This window comes from Rhodococcus aetherivorans (assembly GCF_025722975.1).
Lineage (GTDB): Bacteria > Actinomycetota > Actinomycetes > Mycobacteriales > Mycobacteriaceae > Rhodococcus > Rhodococcus aetherivorans.
Map to the genome: position 1 here is coordinate 2,220,026 of NZ_CP106982.1, position 19,392 is coordinate 2,239,417.

The window sequence follows — 19,392 nt, forward strand, 5'->3', positions numbered from 1 at the left end:
ACATCGCGACCGGAAGCGCCAAATCATGTACTCCGCCCGACCGGGTGACACGTACCGCCCGCGACCGGGCGACGAGGAGAAGACACGATGGCGTTCGCTGGCAATGTCGACGAGCTGGCTCTGCTGCAGACGGTGCGGTTGAAGGAGACCGTCACCGCCGAGATGATCGCGGCGCATCTGGGGGTGTCGGTCGCGTCCGGGCGGGCGGCGTACGACGCGCTGGTCACGCAGGGCAAGGCGAAGGAGACCGGCAACGGCATCTCCCTGACCGACGCAGGGGTCGCGGAACTGACCGATCAGCTCGACGCGGAGCGCGTCTCGATCGACGAGGATTCTCTCGCGGAGCTGTTCGAGCAGTTCGGCCCGCTCGACGAAGAGCTCTCCGCGCTGCTCGCCGACCCGGAATCCGCCAACTTCCTCGACGAACTGATCGAGCTGGATCGCAAGGCGCAGAACCTCTTCGACGACGTGTCGGCGTTCGTTCCGCGCCTGTCGCGGTATCAGGACCTGTTCGCCGAGGCGCTCGGGAAGATCAAGTCCGGCGCGCTGGCGTGGGCGACGGCGCCGAACATCGACTCGTACGCGACTGTGTGGAGCGAGATGCGCGCCGAACTCACCGGCGCCGCCGGTCGCTGACCGGCGCCGCCGGTCACCGGAACGCAGCGACGAAGCGCCGCTGCCACGGCGTCTCCACCGCTCGGTGCGAATAGTGTTCGCGCACATAGGCGACGGCCTCGCCGGGCGGTACGCCGTCGAGGATCGCGAGGCAGGCCAGGGCGGTGCCCGTGCGCCCCCGGCCACCGCCGCAGGCGACCTCGACGCGTTCGGTCGCGCACCGCTGCCACGCCTCGTGCAGTATCCGGCGGGCAGCGCCGGGGTCGGTGGGGAGGCGGAAGTCGGGCCACCGGATCCACCGGGCGTCCCACGGGACCGCCGGCGGCGTCCGGCCCGCGAGGTACACCCCGAGGGTGGGCAGCGGTCCGGCCGGAAGGGGACGTCGGACGCCACGGCCCCGGACGTACCGGCCCGACGGTAGTGCCAGGATCCCCGGGGCGTGCGGGTCCCAGGTCGTCGTCGCCATGAACGGAGCGTAGACGGCGCGAAAGTTGTTCGGCCACCGGGTGTCCCGGAATCCGAGCGGACGACCGCGCGTGGTGAGGGGTGGACGCCCCGCGACGATCAAGTCCTTCGTTCGGCAAACTACGTGATCCGGCTCACAGCCACCCCCCTTTCGGGGGTAGTGGGGGAGTGAGACGGATCACTACCTTTCCTTCCATCGCGCGGCGCAGGGCCGCCGCGGCTCGGACGGAAATACGGAGGACAGACGTGACCACAGTGTCGACACCGGGGGCCGAACCCCCCGTGGTACCGGCGGGACAGAAGCCCGCCGCGCCGACCGCCCCCGCCCCGGGCGGACCCGGCATCCGACGCGTCGCCATCGCCAGCTGCATCGGCACCACCATCGAGTTCTACGACTTCTTCATCTACGGAACCGCCGCAGCCCTGGTCTTTCCGACGGTGTTCTTCCCGGCTCTCGGCGCCACCGCCGGCACGGTCGCCTCGTTCGCGACCTTCGCCGTCGCGTTCATCGCCCGCCCGGTCGGCGCCATGCTGTTCGGGCACTTCGGCGACCGCATCGGCCGCAAGAAGACCCTCGTCTCCACGCTGCTGCTGATGGGCATCTCGACCCTGCTCATCGGGCTGCTGCCGGGCGCCGAGACGATCGGCGTCGCCGCCCCGATCATCCTCGTGCTGCTGCGATTCGCGCAGGGCTTCGCCGTCGGCGGGGAATGGGCCGGCGCGACGCTGCTCACCGCCGAGTACGCGCCACCGGGCAAACGCGGCCTGTACGCGATGTTCCCGCAGCTCGGCCCCGCCATCGCCTTCGCCCTGTCGAGCGCCACCTTCCTGTTCACCGGCCTGGCCCTCGGCGACACCAACGAGGCCTTCCTCAACTACGGCTGGCGAATCCCGTTCCTGTTCAGCATCGTTCTCGTGGCCATCGGTCTCTACATGCGCCTCGCCATCGAGGAGACCCCCGTGTTCCGGGCCGAGAGCGAGGCCCGCGCCGCCGCCCCGGCCGAGAAGCGCACCCTGCCGTTCCTCGACGCCCTGCGCTACCAGACCAAGGAGATCCTCCTCTCGGCCGGCGCACTGGCGATCATGTTCGCCTTCTTCTACATGGGCACCGCGTACCTGACCAGCTACGCGACCAAGACCCTCGGCTTCTCCCGGCCGTTCGTCCTCACCGTCGGCATCGCCGCCTCGTTCGTCTTCGGCGCCGCGATCGTGCTCTCCGCCCTCTACTCCGACCGGGTCGGCCGCCGGCGCGTCATCATGATCTCCTGCGGCTTCTCCGTCGTGTGGGCGCTGGCGCTGTTCCCGCTGCTCGACACCGGCTCGCCGGTCGCGTTCGTCGTCGGCATGATGGTCACCCTGGCCATCTTCGGCATCGCCTACGGACCGTGCGGCGCGCTGCTGCCGGAGATGTTCCACACCCGGTACCGGTACACCGGCGCCGGACTCGGCTACAACCTCGCCGGTGTCCTGGGTGGCGCGATTCCGCCCATGCTGGCCGCGCCCCTCGCGGCGTCCTACGGCGGCATCGCCATCGGCATCATGCTCTCCGTGCTCGGCGTGCTGAGCTTCGTGTGCACCAAGGCTCTCGTCGAGACCCGCGACCGAGCGCTCTGATCCCACCGGCGCCCTCCCCGACACCCCGGGGAGGGCGCCTCGTGCTGCCACCGCACCGCCAACTGTCCAGAATCCGAACACCTGCGGCGCCGGATCGGCGAGCATGGTGGACGAGTCCACGAGATCCCCTCGCTCGCCCCGGGCCGCGCACACTGCAGGAGCACCCATGACCGGTTTCGCCACACCCGAACTGCCCAGCTACACCTCGGGGGCGTGGAACACCCCGCTGCTGGGGGACACGATCGGCGACAACTTCGACCGCACCGTCGCCCGGCACGGCGAGCGGGACGCGCTCGTCGACCGCGCCGCCGGCCGGCGCTGGACCTACACCGAACTCGCCGCGGAGGTCGACGCCCTCGCGCTCGGTCTGCTGCGGGCCGGCATCGGCAAGGGCGACCGGGTGGGCATCTGGGCGCCGAACCGGGCGGAGTGGGTGTTCGTCCAGTACGCCACCGCGAAGATCGGCGCGATCCTGGTCAACATCAACCCCGCCTACCGCTCGCACGAACTGCAGTACGTGCTCACCCAGGCCGGGATCCGGATGCTGATCTCCGCGCCGAGTTTCAAGACGTCCGACTACGCCGCAATGATCTCCGAGGTGCGCGGCGACTGCCCGGACCTCGAGCACGTGGTGCTGCTCGGATACCCCGAATGGGACGAACTCGCCGAGTCCGGACGCGCCGCACTCGCCGACGACCGCACCCGGCTCGACGCCGCCCAGCGTGACCTGTCGGCCGACGATCCGATCAACATCCAGTACACGTCCGGCACCACCGGATTCCCCAAGGGCGCCACCCTCAGCCACCACAACATCCTCAACAACGGATTCTTCGTCGGCGAGCTGTGCCACTACACCGAGAACGACAAGGTGTGCATCCCGGTGCCCTTCTACCACTGCTTCGGCATGGTCATGGGCAACCTGGCCTGCACCAGCCACGGCGCGACGATGGTCATCCCGGGACCCGCCTTCGACCCGGCCCAGACCCTGGCCGCCGTCGCCGAGGAGCGCTGCACCTCCCTGTACGGGGTGCCGACGATGTTCATCGCCGAACTCGCCGACCCCTCCTTCGAGACCCACGACCTGTCGAGCCTGCGGACCGGCATCATGGCCGGCTCCCCGTGCCCGGTCGAGGTGATGAAGCAGGTCATCGAGCGGATGGGCATGACCGAGGTCTCCATCTGCTACGGCATGACCGAGACCTCGCCGGTGTCCCTGCAGACCCGCAGCGACGACACCATCGACCAGCGCGTGTCCACCGTCGGCCGCGTCGGCCCGCACCTCGAGGTCAAGATCGTCGACCCGGCCACGGGCCTGACCGTCCCGCGCGGTGAACCGGGCGAGCTGTGCACCCGCGGCTACTCGGTGATGCTCGGCTACTGGAACCAGCCCGACAAGACCGCCGAGGCCATCGACAAGGCCCGGTGGATGCACACCGGCGACATCGGCGTCATGGACGCCGACGGGTACGTCTCGGTCACCGGCCGCATCAAGGACATGGTCATCCGTGGTGGCGAGAACATCTACCCGCGGGAGATCGAGGAGTTCCTCTACACCCACCCGGACATTCTCGACGCGCAGGTCGTCGGCGTGCCCGACGAGAAGTACGGGGAGGAGCTCATGGTGTGGATCCGGATGCGGGAGGGGGCGGCGCCGCTCGACGCGCAGTCGCTGCGCGAGTACTGCACGGGCAAGCTCGCGCACTACAAGATCCCCCGCTACGTGCACATCGTCGACGAGTTCCCGATGACGGTCACCGGCAAGATCCGCAAGGTCGAGATGCGGGAGCTGTCCACGGCCCTGCTCGGGGAGGCCGAGCGGGGGTGAACGGTCTGCGGCCGGAGATCGCGCTGTCCTGGAAACGCTCGCAGTTGAGCGGGATCGACCCGGGACGGCTCCCCGAGCCGACCCTGCTGGGCCCCTCGGACGCGGCCGGGCGGCTGCTCGACGCCGCCCGGCCGGTGCTCGACGAGCTGCGCACGCAGCTCGCCGGCACGGGCTGCTGCATCCTCCTCGTGGACCGGGACTGCCGGATCGTGGCCCGGCTGTTCGACGCGGCACCCATGCAGCGCGCCATGGAGGAGATCGGCGTGGTCCCCGGCGCGACCCTGAGCGAGGACACCTACGGCACCAACGCTCTCGGCACCCCGTTCGAGGTGCGGCAGAGCCTCGTGGTGCACGGCGAGGAGCACTACCTCGAGTCCCTCAAGGACTTCAGCTGCTACGGGCACCCCCTCGTGCATCCCGTCACCCGCCGCATCGAAGGCATCCTCGACATCACCGCCGCCGGCAAGATCGCCAATCCGCTGTTCGTGCCGTTCCTCGCCCGCGCGGCCCGCGACATCGAGGCGCGGTTGCTCGAGGGGGCCCGCGAATCGGACCGGCGGGTGGTCGATGCGTTCCAGCGGGCCGCGCAGCAGCGCGGCGTCGCGGTCGCGGCCATGGGTGAGGACATCATGCTCACCAACAAGGCCGCCGTGGAACTGCTCGTGCCCGCCGACCACGCGGCGCTGCGCGCGATCGCGGTCGACCTGCCGGCGGGGGAGTCCCGCACGATGGACTTCGCGTTGTCCGCCGGCGGGCGCACCCGGTTGCGGATCGACCGCATCCCGGGCATCGGCAGCGGGGCGCTGTTCCTGCTCGACGCCGCCGCCGCGCGGGAACCCGTGCCCCGCAGCGACGTCGCGCAGGACGCGACGACGCGGCTGCGGCAGCGGCTCGGACGGCTGCGCGAGCGCACCGGTGGCGTGGCGATCCTCGGCGAGCCGGGGAGCGGACGGACCTGGGCCGCAAGGGAACTCGTACGTGACACCGTCACCTTCCTCGACGCCGCCCGGATCGTCGGCGAGGGCGAACACGAGTGGGCGGCCGGGCTGCTGTCGGTCGCCGCTGCGGCGGACGGCGGCGTCGTGGTCGTCGAACACGTGCACCTGGCGCCGGATCCGGTGCTGGCGCTGCTCTCGTCGATGCTCTCCGACCCGGCCGCGGCCCGCCTCGTGCTCACCGCGGACCCCCTGGACGACGTCCGCCCGACGGTGCGAGAACTGTTGGCGCGCTGCCCCGGTCAGGTCCGGGTGCCCGCGCTGCGGCAACGGATCCGGGAACTCGGCGACCTGGCCTCCGCGCTGGCCCGGGAACTCGACCGGCCGGACCTGCGCCTGGGCCCCAGTGCCCTGACGGCGCTGTCGGAACGCTCGTGGCCCGGCAACCTCGCCGAGCTGCGGGCGGTGCTGGCCGCCATCCCGGAGCGGGAGTCCCCGCTGCCGGTGCGGGTGGAGGATCTGCCGGTCGAGTACCGCGCGACGAGCCGGGTCTCGCGCCTGGGCGGGCGCGAGCGCGCCGAGCGGGAGGCCATCATCGAGGCGCTGCGCGAGAGCGGCGGCAACAAGGTGCACGCCGCGGCGCGGCTCGGCATCAGCCGCACCACCCTCTACAGCAGGATCCGCGCACTCGGCATCGCCGGCTGACCGTCGTATGCGCATGTGCGCACTGTCCAATCCTTGAACAGTTCCCGCGGGCCTGCCCGAAGCAGTATGACCCGTGTCACACTACTTCAGGAGGTTGGGCATGACAGCTGTTGCCGAGCACACCGTCGCTCCGCGGGTCCGGGAGTTTCTCTCCGGGACCAGGCAGCTCTACATCGGCGGCGAATGGGTCGACGCCGCCTCGGGCCGCGTCTTCGCGACCTACGATCCCGCGACCGGGGACAAGCTCACCGACGTCGCCCACGGCGCCGCCGAGGACGTCGACCGGGCCGTGCGGGCCGCCCGCAAGGCGTTCGACGAGGGCCCCTGGCCGACCATGAAGGCCGCCGAGCGCGAGCGCATGATCTGGCGGGTCGGTGATCTGCTCACCGAACGTGCCGAGGAGTTCGGCCAGCTCGAGGCCCTCGACAACGGCAAGTCCGCCGTGATCGCCGCGGCCGTGGACACGGCGTGGTCGGCGGACATCTTCCGCTACTACGCCGGGTGGGCCACCAAGATCGAGGGCAGCACGGTCAACGTCACGATGCCGTTCGTGCCCGGCGGTGAGTTCCACGCCTACACGCTGCGCGAGCCGGTGGGCGTGTGCGGGCTCATCGTGCCCTGGAACTTCCCGCTGCTGATGGCCGCGTTCAAGCTCGCGCCGGCCCTGGCCGCCGGCAACACGGTCATCCTCAAGCCCGCAGAGCAGACTCCGCTCACGGCGCTGCTGCTCGCCGAGATCTTCGAGGAGGCCGGCTTCCCGCCCGGCGTGGTGAACATCGTGCCCGGCTTCGGCGACGCCGGCGCCGCGCTCGCCGCCCACGACGACGTCGACAAGATCGCCTTCACCGGGTCCACCGAGGTGGGCAAGAAGGTCGTCGACGCCGCCAAGGGAAACCTGAAGAAGGTCTCTCTCGAACTCGGCGGCAAGAGCCCGAACATCGTCTTCGCCGACGCCGATTTCGACGCCGCCGTCGCCGGATCGCTCGATGCGTGGCTGTTCAACCACGGCCAGTGCTGCGTCGCCGGCACCCGGTTGTTCGTCGAGCGTCCCATCTTCGAGAAGTTCACCGAGGCCGTCGCGGAGGCGGCGAGCAAGGTGAAGATCGGCCCCGGCCTCGACCCGGCCACCCAGCTCGGCCCGCTGGTCTCCCAGGAGCAGCTGGACCGGGTCACCGGCTACCTGCGCCAGGGCCTGACCGACGGGGCACGCGCCCTCACCGGCGGAAAGCGCTGGGGCGACAAGGGCTTCTTCGTCGAACCGACCGTGCTGGTGGACGTGCAGCCCGACTTCAGCGTGGTGCGCGAGGAGATCTTCGGTCCCGTCGTCGCCGCCATGCCGTTCGACGCCGACGAGGGCATCACCGCCGCGGCCAACGACTCGATCTACGGGCTGGCCGCCGGCATCTGGACCCGGGACCTGTCGAAGGCGCACCGCACCGCGCGGCGGCTCAAGGCCGGTTCGGTGTGGATCAACCAGTACAACGGCTTCGACACCGCGATGCCGTTCGGCGGGTTCAAGCAGTCCGGGTGGGGACGCGAGCTCGGCGCGGGAGCGCTGGACCTCTACACCCAGACCAAGGCCGTGAACATCGCCCTCTGACCCCCGTCACCCGCCACCCTCAAGGAGAACAACGATGAAGACCAAAGCCGCAGTCCTGCTCGAGACCGGCAAGCCGTTCGAGATCATGGAACTCGACCTCGACGGCCCGGGCCCAGGCGAGGTGCTGATCAAGTACACCGCGGCGGGCCTGTGCCACTCGGACCTGCACCTGACCGACGGGGACCTGCCCCCGCGCTTCCCGATCGTCGGTGGCCACGAGGGTTCCGGCATCATCGAGGAGGTCGGCCCCGGCGTCACCAAGGTCAAGCCCGGTGACCACGTGGTGTGCAGCTTCATCCCGAACTGCGGCACCTGCCGGTACTGTTCGACGGGCCGGCAGAACCTGTGCGACATGGGCGCCACCATCCTCGAGGGCTGCATGCCGGACGGCTCGTTCCGGTTCCACTCCGGCGGCACCGACTTCGGCGCGATGTGCATGCTCGGCACGTTCGCCGAACGCGCCACCATCTCGCAGCACTCGGTGGTCAAGGTCGACGACTGGCTCCCGCTCGAGACCGCCGTGCTCGTCGGCTGCGGTGTGCCGTCCGGTTGGGGCACCGCGGTGTACGCCGGGGATGTCCGTGCCGGGGACATCGTCGTGATCTACGGCATCGGCGGCCTCGGTGTCAATGCCGTCCAGGGTGCCGTGCACGCGGGCGCCAAGTACGTCGTGGTCGTCGACCCGGTGGAGTTCAAGCGCGAGACCGCCCTGAAGTTCGGTGCCACGCACGCCTTCGCGAGTGCCGCCGAGGCGGCCGAGAAGGTCAACGAGCTGAGCTGGGGCCAGGGCGCCGACGCCGCCCTGATCCTCGTCGGCACCGTCGACGAGGAGGTCGTCTCGGCGGCCACCTCGATCGTGGGCAAGGGCGGCACCGTCGTCATCACCGGCCTGGCCAATCCCGAGAAGCTGACCGTGCACGTGTCCGGAACGGAACTGACCCTGTTCCAGAAGACCATCAAGGGCTCGCTGTTCGGTTCGGCGAACCCGCAGTACGACATCGTGCGGCTGCTGCGGCTCTACGATGCCGGCCAGCTGAAGCTCGACGAGCTGGTCACCCACCGCTACAGCCTGGAGGAGGTCAACCAGGGCTACCAGGACCTGCGGGACGGCAAGAACATCCGCGGCGTCATCGTCCACGACGCCTGATCGTGGGGTGCGCCTCGCCCGCCGGGCGGGGCGCACCTCCGGGACCGCGCAACTTTTTGCAGAAGATTCACCGGAATTCACCCGAAGTGCGCATATTCCGCGCACCCTGTGGCATACCGTCCCCACGGTTCGATGTTCCGAGAGAGGAGCCCGTGATGGGAGAAATCATCGGCACGATCATCTTCGGCGCGGTCATCGGTGTGCTCGCACGCCTGGTGATACCGGGGAAGCAGTCGATGGGATGGCTCATCACCATCGTCATCGGCATCATCGGTGCCCTGCTCGGCTACTGGATCTGGGGCATGATCAGCGACCAGGGCGACACCGAGGGTATCGACTGGATCCGCTGGATCATCAGTATCGCCGTGGCCGCGGTGCTGACGCTGGCCTACACCTCCATGACGAGGAGCAGGGTCCGGTAACAGCGGCGAAACGGGACCCCGTCCGGAGATCCGGACGGGGTCCCGTGTCTGTTCAGGTCCCGGAGGCCGCGGTGCCCGGCCGATCGGCACCGAGCGCGGCCAGGGTCATGCGCCGCAGGACCGCCCGGGTCGCCGCGGGAGAGGCCCGGTCGGCGCTGTGCGGCGTCGAGTTGATGAGCCCGAACGCCGCGTGGGCCATGGTCCGAGCGTCGGACTCCCCCAGGACGGGGTCGAGCCGGCGCAGCACGCCCACCCACAGCTCGACGTACCGCCGCTGGGTCTGGCGCACCTCCCGGCGGGCGTCCTCCGGGAGGGACTGCAGCTCCCGGTCCTGGACGCGGATCAGGTCCGGCTCCCCGAGCGCGAAGTCGAGGTGGAAGTCCACGAGCCGGTCGAGTGCGCGCCGGGGCTCGTCGGTGTGGTCGATCACGTCGGTACCGCCCGCCAGCAGGCGGCGGCTGATGTCGACCAGGAGTTCGACGAGCAGCGCGTCCTTGTTGGGGAAGTGCCGGTAGACGGCGGGACCGCTGATGCCCACCGCCGCGCCGAGATCCTCGAGGCGCACGCCGTTGAAGCCGCGCTCGGCGACGAGCCGTGCCGCGGCCTGCAGCAGTTGCCGCCGCCGGTCGGCCTTGGCCCGGCCGCGCGCGGTGAGCAGCTGCTCGTCGGTGTCCGGCTTCAGCTCGGTCATCGGCCGCACCCTTCCTTCCTGATGTGGTCTGGACAACTCAGTTAATCACAGCTAACCTTATTTTCAGTTATCGAGTATTAACTCAGGCGTTCACCCCCATGGCGAGGACGGTACTGTGACAACCCCCCCAACGACCGCTCCGCGGACCTACCGCGACCAGCACGTCCAGCTGGTCGCCGAGCTGCGCGACAAGCTCGCGACCGCCGCCCTCGGCGGCAGTGAGAAGGCGCGGGATCGGCACGTCGCCCGCGGCAAGCTGCTGCCCCGGGACCGCGTCGACGCCCTGCTCGACCCCGGCAGCGCGTTTCTCGAGATCGCGCCGCTGGCCGCGAACGGCATGTACGACGACGAGTGCCCGGGCGCGGGCATCATCGCCGGCATCGGCCGGGTGTCCGGCCGTGAGTGCGTGATCGTCGCCAACGACGCCACCGTCAAGGGCGGCACCTACTACCCGATCACGGTCAAGAAGCACCTGCGGGCGCAGGAGATCGCGCTGCAGAACCAGCTGCCCTGCCTCTACCTGGTCGACTCCGGCGGGGCGTTCCTGCCGCGGCAGGACGAGGTGTTCCCCGACCGCGAGCACTTCGGCCGCATCTTCTACAACCAGGCCACCATGAGCGCCAAGGGGATCCCGCAGATCGCCGCGGTGCTGGGCTCGTGCACCGCCGGCGGCGCCTACGTGCCCGCGATGAGCGACGAGGCCGTCATCGTCCGCAACCAGGGCACCATCTTCCTCGGCGGCCCGCCGCTGGTGAAGGCCGCCACCGGCGAGGTCGTCACCGCGGAGGAACTCGGCGGCGGCGACCTGCACTCGAAGGTCTCCGGTGTCACCGACCATCTCGCCGAGGACGACCGCGACGCGCTGAACAGGGTGCGCGACATCGTCGCCACGTTCGGGCCCCGCAACCCCCGGCCGTGGGACGTGGCGCCGACCTTCGCGCCCGCCGCGGATCCGGCCGAGCTGTACGACGTGGTGCCCACCGACCCGCGCACCCCCTACGACGTGCACGAGGTCATCGAGCGCATCGTCGACGGCGACCCCGCCGGGCCCGGCTCGAGCTTTTCCGAGTTCAAGGCCGAGTACGGCAAGACCCTGGTCACCGGCTTCGCCCGGATCCACGGCCACCCGGTCGGCATCGTCGCCAACAACGGCGTGCTGTTCGGTGAATCCGCCCAGAAGGGCGCCCATTTCATCGAGCTGTGCGACAAGCGCTCGATCCCGCTGCTGTTCCTGCAGAACATCTCCGGCTTCATGGTCGGCCGGGACTACGAGGCCGGCGGCATCGCCAAGCACGGCGCCAAGATGGTCACCGCCGTCGCGTGCGCGCGGGTGCCGAAGCTGACCGTCGTCGTCGGCGGCTCCTACGGCGCCGGCAACTACTCGATGTGCGGGCGGGCGTACGCGCCGCGCTTCCTGTGGATGTGGCCCAACGCCCGCATCTCGGTGATGGGCGGCGAGCAGGCCGCCTCCGTCCTGGCGACGGTGCGTTCGGAACAGCTCGACGCGTCCGGCACCCCGTGGACCGCCGAGCAGGAGGAGGCGTTCAAGGCGCCGATCCGCGCGCAGTACGAGCACCAGGGCAACCCCTACTACTCGACCGCGCGGCTGTGGGACGACGGCATCATCGATCCCGCCGACACGCGGGAAGTTCTCGGCCTGGCCCTGTCGGCGTGCGCGAACGCACCCCTCGAGCCGGTCTCCTACGGCGTCTTCCGGATGTGAGGCACATGAACATGTTCGATACCACCGGCCGAGCCGGGATGTTCCATACCGTACTGGTGGCCAACCGCGGGGAGATCGCGGTCCGGGTGATCCGGACCCTGCGCCGCATGGGCATCCGGTCCGTCGCCGTGTACAGCGACGCCGACGCCGGCGCCCGGCACGTGCGTGAGGCTGACACCGCGGTGCGCCTCGGCCCCGCCGCCGCGCGCGAGAGCTACCTCGACATCGCCAAGGTGATCGACGCGGCCCGGCGCACCGGTGCGCAGGCGATCCACCCCGGTTACGGCTTCCTGTCCGAGAACTCGGGCTTCGCGCAGGCCTGCGCCGACGCCGGGATCGTGTTCCTCGGCCCGCCCGCCAAGGCCATCGAGGTCATGGGCGACAAGATCACCGCCAAGAACGCCGTCGCCGCGTTCGACGTCCCGGTCGTGCCGGGCATCTCCCGGCCCGGCCTGACCGACGACGAGCTGATCGCCGCGGCCGGCGACATCGGGTACCCGGTGCTGATCAAGCCGTCCGCCGGCGGCGGCGGCAAGGGCATGCGCCTGGTCACCGAATCCGGTCAGCTCGCCGAGGCGCTCGCCTCCGCGCGGCGCGAGGCGGCCTCCGCGTTCGGTGACGACACCCTGTTCCTCGAACGGTTCGTGCAGCGCCCGCGGCACATCGAGGTGCAGATCCTCGCCGACACCCACGGCAACGTCGTCCATCTCGGCGAGCGTGAGTGCAGCCTGCAGCGCCGCCACCAGAAGGTGATCGAGGAGGCCCCGTCGCCGCTGCTCGACGAGGCCACTCGCGCCCGGATCGGGCAGGCCGCGTGCAACACCGCCCGCAGCGTCGACTACACCGGCGCCGGCACGGTGGAGTTCATCGTCTCCGCGGACGCGCCGGACGAGTTCTTCTTCATGGAGATGAACACCCGCCTGCAGGTCGAGCACCCCGTCACCGAACTGGTCACCGGACTGGACCTGGTGGAGTGGCAGGTGCGCGTCGCCGCCGGCGAGGCGCTCGGCTTCGAACAGGACGACATCACCCTGACCGGGCACGCGATCGAGGCCCGCGTCTACGCCGAGGACCCCGCCCGCGGATTCCTGCCTACCGGCGGCACCGTCGTCGGGCTCGACGAACCCGCCAACCAGGCCGGCACCGGGGTGGGCATCCGCGTCGACTCCGGGCTCGAGGTGGGCACGGTCGTCGGCAGCGACTACGACCCGATGCTGTCGAAGGTGATCGCGCACGGACCCGACCGCGCCGCCGCGCTGCGCCGGCTCGACCGGGCCTTGGCCGAGACCGCGGTCCTCGGGGTGGTCACCAACATCGACTTCGCCCGCTTCCTGCTCGCCGATCCCGACGTGCAGGCCGGCAACCTCGACACCGGGCTGCTCGATCGCCGCCTCGACGACTACACCGCCCCGGACACCCCCGACGCGGTGCTCGTCGCCGCGGCCGCGCACCGCTGGCTGCGCCGCTGGCCCGCGACGTCCACGACGTCGGCAGTGGACCCGTGGGACCGGCCCACCGGCTGGCGGGTCGGAGGACCCGCGCCGACCACCGTGCGGCTGCAGACCCCCACCCGCACCGATCACGTGCACCTCACCGGCACCCCGGAGGCCGCCACCGCCCGGATCGAGGACGGCCCCGAGCGGGCACTCACCGCCCGGCTCGACGCCGGCCGCCTCGCCGTCACCCTCGACGGGGTGCGCTCGGAGTTCCTCGTCGCCGAGGGCGACGGGCAGCTGTGGCTCGCCGGTGACGGCGGCACCTGGCCGGTGCGCGAGGCCCGCGAACCGAACATCCGCGACGCCGACGCCCACGCCGGCGAGGCCGAGCTGACCAGCCCGATGCCCGGCACCGTCATCGCCGTCCCCGTCGAGAACGGTGCCACCGTCACCGCCGGCAGCACCGTCGTCGTCGTCGAGGCGATGAAGATGGAACACGCCCTGACCACGCCCGTCGACGGCACCGTCGAACTCCTCGTCGCCCCCGGCGACCAGGTCAAGGTCGACCAGCTCCTCGCCCGCGTCGTCCCCGGCAGCGGAGTTCCCACCCACTCCGTTCCCGCCCCCACCGACACCACCGACAGCTAGGACACCCCGATGACCGACTACCTCTCCACCGGACAGCTTCCCGAGGACTACCGGGACCTGAAGAACACCGTCGCCGACTTCGCGCAGACCGTCGTCGCACCCGTCGCCGCCGAGCACGACGCCAACCACACGTTCCCGTACGAGGTCGTCGCGGGCATGGCCGACCTCGGCCTGTTCGGGCTGCCGTTCCCCGAGGAGTACGGCGGGCAGGGCGGAGACTACTTCGCGCTGTGCCTCGCGCTCGAGGAACTCGGCAAGGTCGACCAGTCCGTGGCCATCACCCTCGAGGCCGGCGTCTCGCTCGGCGCGATGCCGATCTACCGCTTCGGCACCGAGGAGCAGAAGCAGAAGTGGCTGCCGCAGCTCGCCGCGGGACGGGCGCTGGGCGCGTTCGGCCTGACCGAGCCCGGCGCCGGCAGCGACGCCGGCGGCACCAAGACCACCGCCAAGCTCGACGGTGACCAGTGGATCATCAACGGCAGCAAGCAGTTCATCACCAACTCCGGCACCGACATCACCGAGATCGTGACCGTCACCGCCGTCACCGGCGAACGCGACGGCAAGAAGGAGATCTCCACGATCGTCGTGCCCACCGACACGCCCGGCTTCGTCGCCGAGCCCGCCTACAACAAGGTCGGCTGGAACGCCTCGGACACCCACCCGCTGAGCTTCACCGACGTGCGGGTGCCGGCGGAGAACCTGCTCGGCGAGCGCGGCCGCGGCTACGCGAACTTCCTGCGCATCCTCGACGAGGGCCGCATCGCGATCGCCGCCCTGTCCACCGGCGCGGCGCAGGGCTGCGTCGACGAGTCCGTCAAGTACGCGAAGGAGCGCGAGGCGTTCGGCCGTCCCATCGGCCGGAACCAGGCGATCGCCTTCAAGATCGCCCGGATGGAGGCACGGGCCCATGCCGCCCGCGCCGCCTACTACGACGCCGCGGCCCTCATGCTGGCGGGCAAGCCGTTCAAGAAGCAGGCTGCCATCGCCAAGCTGGTCGCGTCGGAAGCGGCGATGGACAACGCGCGCGACGCGACGCAGATCCACGGCGGCTACGGCTTCATGAACGAGTACGCGGTGGCCCGGCACTACCGGGACAGCAAGATCCTCGAGATCGGCGAGGGCACCACCGAGGTCCAGCTCATGCTCGTGGCGCGGGAGCTCGGCCTGTGAGCGCTCAGCGACGCGTCACCCAGCGGGGACTGTGGTTCGAGGAGTTCGAGGTCGGCACGGTCTACGAGCACCGCCCCGGGCGCACCGTCACCGAGGCCGACAACGTCGCGTTCACCACGATGACGATGAACACGCAGGCGCTGCACCTCGACGCCGCCTACAGTGAGGGCACCGAATTCGGTGAGCGCCTGGTGAATTCGATGTTCACCCTGTCCACCCTCGTCGGATTGTCGGTGGCGCAGCTGACCCAGGGCACGATCGTCGCCAACCTCGGCTTCTCGGAGATCAAGTTCCCCGCGCCGGTCCGCCACGGCGACACCCTGTACGCCGAGACCCTGGTCACCGACAAGCGCGAGTCCAAGTCCCGTCCGGGGCAGGGGATCGTCACGCTCGAGCACACGGCCCGCAACCAGCACGGCGACGTCGTCGCGGTCGCGGTGCGCCAGACACTCGTGCAATGCCGGCCCGCCGACGACACGCAGAAGGGATAGGGGACAAGCATGGGTTCCGTCGACTCCGTGGGTGGTCCGGCGTGGTTGTTCTGTCCGGCCGATCGTCCGGAGCGGTTCGGTAAGGCGGCCGCGACGGCGGATGTGGTGATCCTCGATCTCGAGGACGGGGTGGCGCCGGGGGACAAGGACTACGCGCGCCGGTGCCTGCAGGACACCCTGCTCGATCCGGCCCGGACGGTGGTGCGGCTCAACCCGGCCGGCACGGCCGACCACCTCGCCGATCTCGAGTCCCTCGCGAAGACCCCCTATTCCCGCGTGATGCTGGCCAAGTGCGAGTCGGCGCAGCAGGTGACGTCGCTGGCGCCGCGGGAGGTGATCGCGCTGATCGAGTCCCCGCTGGGGGCGTTGAAGGTCGACGAGATCGCCCTGGCGGCGGGCACGGTCGGTCTGATGTGGGGTGCGGAGGATCTCGTGGTCGGCCTGGGTGGGCAGTCGTCCCGCCGGGGCGACGGGACGTATCGGGACGTGGCGCGGCACGTGCGGTCGCAGGCGTTGCTGGCGGCGAAGGCGTACGGGCGGTTCGCCCTGGACTCGGTGTATCTGAACATCAGGGATCACGACGGGTTGCGGGCGGAGGCGCTGGACGCGGTGGCGGTCGGGTTCGATGCGAAGGTGGCGATCCACCCCGGTCAGGTGGCGGTGATCCGGTCCGCGTACGCGCCGAGCGCGGAGGATGTGGCGTGGGCGCGGCGGGTGCTGGCGGCGGTGCCGGAGGAGCGGGGGGTGTTCCAGTTCGAGGGCCGGATGGTCGACGCGCCGGTGCTGCGGCACGCGGAGCAGATCCTGCACCGCTCGGTGCAGTCGGAGGCAGCGGCCGGGCAGTCGGAGGCAGCGGCCGGGCAGTCGGAGGCAGCGGCCGGCGCCTGACGGATCCGCGCTCTTGCCGGTCGTCCGCGCGGAATTCCCGCGCGGACGACCACCCGTCCCGCGCTCGGGTCACGATTGTGCTGACAGTGCGGTGCCCGGGCCGCATCATCGAAGAGATCACCCGATCGAGGAGGTCTCTATGTACAGCGTCGGCGGCCCGGCGTGGTTGTTCTGTCCGGCCGATCGTCCGGAGCGGTTCGGTAAGGCGGCCGCGACGGCGGATGTGGTGATCCTCGATCTCGAGGACGGGGTGGCGCCGGGGGACAAGGACTACGCGCGCCGGTGCCTGCAGGACACCCTGCTCGATCCGGCCCGGACGGTGGTGCGGGTCAACCCCGTCGGCACCGACGAGCACGAGGCGGACCTGAAGGCGCTGGCGGCCACCGACTACATGCGGGTGATGCCGGCCAAGTGCGAGTCGGCGCAGCAGGTGACGTCGCTGGCGCCGCGGGAGGTGATCGCGCTGATCGAGTCCCCGCTGGGGGCGTTGAAGGTCGACGAGATCGCCCTGGCGGCGGGCACGGTCGGTCTGATGTGGGGTGCGGAGGATCTCGTGGTCGGCCTGGGTGGGCAGTCGTCCCGCCGGGGCGACGGGACGTATCGGGACGTGGCGCGGCACGTGCGGTCGCAGGCGTTGCTGGCGGCGAAGGCGTACGGGCGGTTCGCCCTGGACTCGGTGTATCTGAACATCAGGGATCACGACGGGTTGCGGGCGGAGGCGCTGGACGCGGTGGCGGTCGGGTTCGATGCGAAGGTGGCGATCCACCCCGGTCAGGTGGCGGTGATCCGGTCCGCGTACGCGCCGAGCGCGGAGGATGTGGCGTGGGCGCGGCGGGTGCTGGCGGCGGTGCCGGAGGAGCGGGGGGTGTTCCAGTTCGAGGGCCGGATGGTCGACGCGCCGGTGCTGCGGCACGCGGAGCAGATCCTGCACCGCTCCGTCGAGGCCCGCTCGGGCGATCACCGAGGGGGTGCGACGGCATGACCGACACCCCGGTGCCGCCGCAGTGGACCCCCACCGAACAGGACGTCGCCGACGCCCGCATCACCGCCTTCACCCGGTGGGTCGAGCAGCGCCACGGCCTCTCTCTTCCCGACTACCACGCTCTGTGGCGGTGGTCCGTCGACGACCTCGGGCGGTTCTGGCAGGACGTGTGGGACTGGTTCGACGTGCGGTCGCGCACCGATCCGGGACCGGCGCTGGCCGACGCCTCGATGCCCGGGGCGGTCTGGTTCCCCGGGGCGCGACTGAACTACGTGGAGCAGGCCCTGCGGCACGCGCGCGACGACCGCCCGGCGATCGTGTACGTCGGCGAGGACGGGGAACGCACCGAGCTGGGCTGGGCCGAACTGCGCAGGCAGGCGGCCGCGCTGGCCGCCACGCTGCGCGAGCACGGCATCGGCGTCGGTGACCGCGTCGTCGGCTACCTGCCGAACATCCCGGAGGCCGTGGTCGCGCTGCTCGCCACCGCGAGCATCGGCGCCGTGTGGGCGGCCTGCGGCCAGGACTACTCGGCCCCCGCAGCCCTGGACCGGCTCGGGCAACTCGACCCCGCTGCCCTGATCACCGCCGACGGCTACCGGTTCGCCGGCCGCACCCACCCCCGCGCCGAGGCGGTCGGCCGGCTGCGGGAGGGGTTGCCGTCGCTGGCGCTGACCGTCGTGGTGCCCCGGCTCGGTGGTCCGCGGCAGGACCTCGAAGGCGCGCTCACCTGGGAGGCGGCGACCGTCGGGGCCCAACCCCTCGACCCCGAGCCGGTGCCGTTCGACCATCCGTTGTGGGTCGTGTTCTCCTCCGGGACCACCGGCCTGCCGAAGGGCATCGTGCACGGGCACGGCGGGGTGGTGCTCGAGCATCTCAAGGCGGTCTCGCTGCACACCGACCTCGGGCCCGACGACACCTTCCTCTGGTACACCAGCCCGAGCTGGATGATGTGGAACTTCCAGGCGGCCGGGCTGCTCGTCGGGGCCACGATCGTCTGCTACGACGGCAGCCCGTCACACTCGCGGGTCGACCGGCTGTGGCGGATCGCCGCGGAGGAACGGGTCACCGTCCTCGGCACGAGTCCCGGCTACGTGCTCGCCTGCATCAAGGCGGGCGTCGTACCCCGGCGGGACCACGACCTGTCCGCGTTGCGGGCCGTCGGGGTCACCGGGTCCACGCTGCCCGCGTCCTCGTCGCGGTGGCTGGCGGAGAACGTCGGCGAACACGTCCCGGTGATGTCCATCACCGGCGGCACCGACGTGGTGTCGGCCTTCGTCGGCGCGGTGCGCACCGTCCCGGTGTGGCCGGGCGAGCTGTCGGTGCCGTACCTCGGCGTCGCACTCGACGCGTACGACGAACACGGCCGCCCGGTCCGCGGCGACGTGGGGGAGCTCGTGGTGACCGCACCCATGCCGTCGATGCCGGTCCGTTTCTGGAACGACCCGGACGGGCACCGCTACCGCGAGGCGTACTTCTCCGTCTATCCCGGGGTGTGGCGGCACGGCGACTGGATCACGATCACCGGGCGCGGGACCGTGGAGATGCACGGGCGCTCCGACTCGACGCTCAACCGGCACGGCGTCCGGATGGGCAGCGCCGACATCTATCAGGCCGTCGAGAAACTCCCGGAGGTCGTCGAGGCGCTCGTGATCGGCGCCGAGCAGCCGGACGGCGGCTACTGGATGCCGCTGTTCGTGGTGCTCGCCGACGGGGTCGAGCTCGACGACGAGCTGCGGGAGAAGATCCGCGCGGTCATCCGGGAGCAGGCCTCGCCGCGGCACGTCCCCGACGACATCGTCGCCGCCCCCGGTGTGCCGCACACCCGCACCGGCAAGAAGCTCGAGGTGCCGATCAAGCGGCTCTTCCAGGGCGCCGACGCGGCGCGCACGGTGGATCGCAGCGCGGTCGACGCGCCGGAGCTGCTCGACTGGTACGCGGGGCAGCGGAAGGAGCCGCGGTGACCCGCGTCACCGGACGGCGCATCCGGTGGGGTGAGCCTGATTGGACATCCGTCCTGCTCGGGTGATCCGATGGC

Annotated in this window: 16 protein-coding genes; 14 read left to right on the forward strand and 2 right to left on the reverse strand. The window is 70.8% G+C overall.

What is annotated here, in order from left to right:
* The first annotated feature begins 87 nt into the window (after positions 1-87).
* Positions 88-636, forward strand: a complete 549-nt coding sequence (locus OCS65_RS10325; protein WP_006930889.1) for a hypothetical protein — start codon at positions 88-90, stop codon at positions 634-636.
* Between the two features lie 13 nt (positions 637-649).
* Here OCS65_RS10325 and OCS65_RS10330 read toward each other — a convergent pair whose 3' ends face one another.
* On the reverse strand, positions 650-1,081 hold the full coding sequence (locus OCS65_RS10330) for a protein-tyrosine phosphatase family protein (protein ID WP_029544945.1): 432 nt from the start codon (positions 1,079-1,081) through the stop codon (positions 650-652).
* Between the two features lie 245 nt (positions 1,082-1,326).
* Here OCS65_RS10330 and OCS65_RS10335 point away from each other — a divergent pair, with 245 nt between their 5' ends.
* The 6 genes from OCS65_RS10335 to OCS65_RS10360 all read left to right on the forward strand — a co-directional run bounded on the left by OCS65_RS10335 (position 1,327) and on the right by OCS65_RS10360 (position 9,328).
* Positions 1,327-2,694, forward strand: coding sequence for an MFS transporter (locus OCS65_RS10335; RefSeq protein ID WP_373867436.1), 1,368 nt, complete (start codon positions 1,327-1,329; stop codon positions 2,692-2,694).
* 166 nt (positions 2,695-2,860) lie between these two features.
* Positions 2,861-4,519 carry an AMP-binding protein gene (locus OCS65_RS10340; RefSeq protein WP_231772645.1) on the forward strand — a complete coding sequence of 553 codons (1,659 nt, stop codon included), beginning with the start codon at positions 2,861-2,863 and terminating at the stop codon, positions 4,517-4,519.
* Complete coding sequence (locus tag OCS65_RS10345; RefSeq protein WP_029544940.1) at positions 4,516-6,159, forward strand: sigma-54-dependent Fis family transcriptional regulator; 1,644 nt, start codon at positions 4,516-4,518, stop codon at positions 6,157-6,159. The genes OCS65_RS10340 and OCS65_RS10345 overlap by 4 nt, the downstream gene beginning before the upstream one ends.
* Before the next feature lie 100 nt (positions 6,160-6,259).
* Positions 6,260-7,759 carry an aldehyde dehydrogenase family protein gene (locus tag OCS65_RS10350; RefSeq protein WP_006947089.1) on the forward strand — a complete coding sequence of 500 codons (1,500 nt, stop codon included), beginning with the start codon at positions 6,260-6,262 and terminating at the stop codon, positions 7,757-7,759.
* Between the two features lie 34 nt (positions 7,760-7,793).
* Positions 7,794-8,906: an NDMA-dependent alcohol dehydrogenase gene (locus tag OCS65_RS10355; RefSeq protein WP_072635694.1), complete on the forward strand. Its 1,113-nt coding sequence runs from the start codon at positions 7,794-7,796 to the stop codon at positions 8,904-8,906.
* A gap of 155 nt (positions 8,907-9,061) precedes the next feature.
* Positions 9,062-9,328, forward strand: a complete 267-nt coding sequence (locus OCS65_RS10360; RefSeq protein WP_231772646.1) for a GlsB/YeaQ/YmgE family stress response membrane protein — start codon at positions 9,062-9,064, stop codon at positions 9,326-9,328.
* 52 nt (positions 9,329-9,380) lie between these two features.
* On the opposite strand, the gene OCS65_RS10365 is transcribed toward OCS65_RS10360, so the two are convergent.
* Positions 9,381-10,019 carry an SACE_7040 family transcriptional regulator gene (locus OCS65_RS10365; RefSeq protein WP_231772647.1) on the reverse strand — a complete coding sequence of 213 codons (639 nt, stop codon included), beginning with the start codon at positions 10,017-10,019 and terminating at the stop codon, positions 9,381-9,383.
* 115 nt (positions 10,020-10,134) lie between these two features.
* Between OCS65_RS10365 and OCS65_RS10370 the strand changes: the two genes are divergently transcribed.
* The 7 genes from OCS65_RS10370 (at position 10,135) to OCS65_RS10400 (ending at position 19,318) form a co-directional block, all read left to right on the forward strand.
* Positions 10,135-11,742, forward strand: a complete 1,608-nt coding sequence (locus tag OCS65_RS10370; RefSeq protein ID WP_269151832.1) for a carboxyl transferase domain-containing protein — start codon at positions 10,135-10,137, stop codon at positions 11,740-11,742.
* 11 nt (positions 11,743-11,753) lie between these two features.
* On the forward strand, positions 11,754-13,826 hold the full coding sequence (locus OCS65_RS10375) for an acetyl-CoA carboxylase biotin carboxylase subunit (protein WP_080688580.1): 2,073 nt from the start codon (positions 11,754-11,756) through the stop codon (positions 13,824-13,826).
* 9 nt (positions 13,827-13,835) lie between these two features.
* Positions 13,836-14,996, forward strand: coding sequence for an acyl-CoA dehydrogenase family protein (locus tag OCS65_RS10380; protein WP_006947101.1), 1,161 nt, complete (start codon positions 13,836-13,838; stop codon positions 14,994-14,996).
* Positions 14,993-15,487: a MaoC family dehydratase gene (locus OCS65_RS10385; RefSeq protein ID WP_006947103.1), complete on the forward strand. Its 495-nt coding sequence runs from the start codon at positions 14,993-14,995 to the stop codon at positions 15,485-15,487. The genes OCS65_RS10380 and OCS65_RS10385 overlap by 4 nt, the downstream gene beginning before the upstream one ends.
* Positions 15,488-15,496: 9 nt before the next feature.
* Positions 15,497-16,375 carry an HpcH/HpaI aldolase/citrate lyase family protein gene (locus OCS65_RS10390; protein WP_231772648.1) on the forward strand — a complete coding sequence of 293 codons (879 nt, stop codon included), beginning with the start codon at positions 15,497-15,499 and terminating at the stop codon, positions 16,373-16,375.
* A gap of 139 nt (positions 16,376-16,514) precedes the next feature.
* Positions 16,515-17,357: an HpcH/HpaI aldolase/citrate lyase family protein gene (locus tag OCS65_RS10395; RefSeq protein ID WP_168579864.1), complete on the forward strand. Its 843-nt coding sequence runs from the start codon at positions 16,515-16,517 to the stop codon at positions 17,355-17,357.
* Entirely contained in the window at positions 17,354-19,318 is a 1,965-nt protein-coding gene (locus OCS65_RS10400) for an acetoacetate--CoA ligase (protein WP_231772649.1), read from the forward strand. The genes OCS65_RS10395 and OCS65_RS10400 overlap by 4 nt, the downstream gene beginning before the upstream one ends.
* Positions 19,319-19,392 lie beyond the last annotated feature (74 nt).